Raw genomic sequence first — 1,722 nt, forward strand, 5'->3', positions numbered from 1 at the left:
AAAAATGAAAAAATAAAAAATATATCGTGGTATAATTTTACTAACTGATTAATGAAAGGGGATAATTCTATGTTTTGTACATTAGCTTTTGTAGAGGTGAAATGTAGCTAAATAAAAGGAGAGTCAAAATGAAATTAGAAACTGAGAGATTAGAAATTATCCCTTGTACGGAAGAAGCTGCTCAAATTGCTGAAAAGCAGAGCTATGATAATGGACCACAGATTTCTATGTCTTTAGAGATGCTTAAAGCTGATCCTGCCTCATTGGGTTGGGGAGCGTGGCTAGTGATAAAGAAAAGTGATGGCAAGGTCATTGGGGATATTGGTTTTAAGGGAAATCCTAATGCAGATAAACAAGTAGAGGTAGGCTACGGTTTTTTAAAAGAGCATTGGAACAAGGGGTATGCGACTGAAGCTGTTAATGCTATCCTGCAATGGGCTTTTGCAACCGGCAAGGTAGAGACAATCATTGCTGAAACACTTTCTGATAATCTTGGCTCCATGCGAGTATTAGAAAAGCTAAGTATGAAAAGGGTAGGAACTACTGAGCATATGGTCAATTGGAAGCTAGAGAAATAAAAATAAGAGATCCTGTGGGGAACCGCAGGATCTCTTAAGTAGTACATATGTATTAACTTCTCAATACTTTTCCTAGCTCCTCAATAGAGCTAACAATGACGCCGTTTTGCTTGATCAGTCCAATCACAAACAAGTTGCGGTACATAAATTGATTTTCAGTTCCATCTTCAATTAATGCGTTAATTTTTTTCTTATTTTCCCGACCTTGTTGGCGCGTATCGGTATAGAGTGCATAAATTGGACGATTTAACATAGAGAATGCCCCAATTTCTGCTGCAACACCAGAATCTATTTCAACTCCATCAATTACGGCAACAAGGAAGTCACTCTTCTTCAGGGCATCGATGTCTGCACTAGCGATAAGCAGGCTATCTGCATAGGCCATTTTATCATTAATTGCTGCATTTTCCTGTGGTACATATAAGTCCACGCCTGGGAGTGAAGCTCGAATCTCCTTTGCTACTAGTTCATTTACTAAACGATCTCCTAATCCAAACAATCCATTTGCTAAGTAACCTTTTTTCATCATTCATCCTCCTTTTCCATCTTTCATTGTAGGGAATTTTAATAGAAATGCATAGGTAAAAAGGAAATAAGAATATATAAAGAGAATTATTAAGAAGGGGAACTTATATGAAAACCAAAAGCTTATATTTTATTAGACATTGTAAGGCAGAGGGACAAGAATCGAATGCTCTTTTAACAAAAGACGGGGAACAAAGTGCCAAAGACCTTGTGCCGTTGTTAGAAAAATTACAAATTGACTATATCATTTCTAGTCCCTTTAAGCGGGCCGTCCAAACAATCGAGCCTTTTGCTCACCAAGCTGGTTTGAAGATACATATTGATGAAGCGCTAAGTGAGCGTATTTTAAGTAAAGAGCCTATGGATGATTGGCTAGTGCAATTAAAGAAGACTTTTGAAGATATAGATCTTACCTTTCCCGGTGGAGAATCTAGCCGAGAGGCACTAGGCCGTATTTTAAATGTAGTAAATAAGGTGTCAGGTATAAAGGGTGTTAAAAATGTGGGAATAGTGTCTCATGGGAATATCATGTCTCTATTATTCAATCATTTTGATAGTACATTTGGCTTTGACGAATGGAGTCGCATGAAAAATCCAGACATTTTCTTGCTAGAAGGCT

Annotated in this window: 3 protein-coding genes; 2 read left to right on the forward strand and 1 reads right to left on the reverse strand. The window is 37.5% G+C overall.

The genetic code is table 11. The features are described 5' to 3' along the window. The first annotated feature begins 128 nt into the window (after positions 1-128). Complete coding sequence (locus AC06OU_RS14865) at positions 129-578, forward strand: GNAT family N-acetyltransferase (protein WP_475856810.1); 450 nt, start codon at positions 129-131, stop codon at positions 576-578. Between the two features lie 52 nt (positions 579-630). On the opposite strand, the gene AC06OU_RS14870 is transcribed toward AC06OU_RS14865, so the two are convergent. Continuing rightward, entirely contained in the window at positions 631-1,104 is a 474-nt protein-coding gene (locus AC06OU_RS14870) for a nucleoside 2-deoxyribosyltransferase (protein WP_475856812.1), read from the reverse strand. A 107-nt stretch (positions 1,105-1,211) separates the two neighbouring features. Here AC06OU_RS14870 and AC06OU_RS14875 point away from each other — a divergent pair. After that, positions 1,212-1,722: histidine phosphatase family protein (locus tag AC06OU_RS14875; protein ID WP_475856814.1), on the forward strand; the 511-nt coding region annotated here is incomplete at its 3' end.

The organism is Psychrobacillus sp. (assembly GCF_056205495.1).

Coding starts and splice junctions, on each gene's coding strand:
- AC06OU_RS14865 (WP_475856810.1), top strand. CDS start 129: ATGAAATTAGAAACTGAGAGATTAGAAATTATCCCTTGTACGGAAGAA.
- AC06OU_RS14870 (WP_475856812.1), bottom strand. CDS start 1,104: ATGAAAAAAGGTTACTTAGCAAATGGATTGTTTGGATTAGGAGATCGT.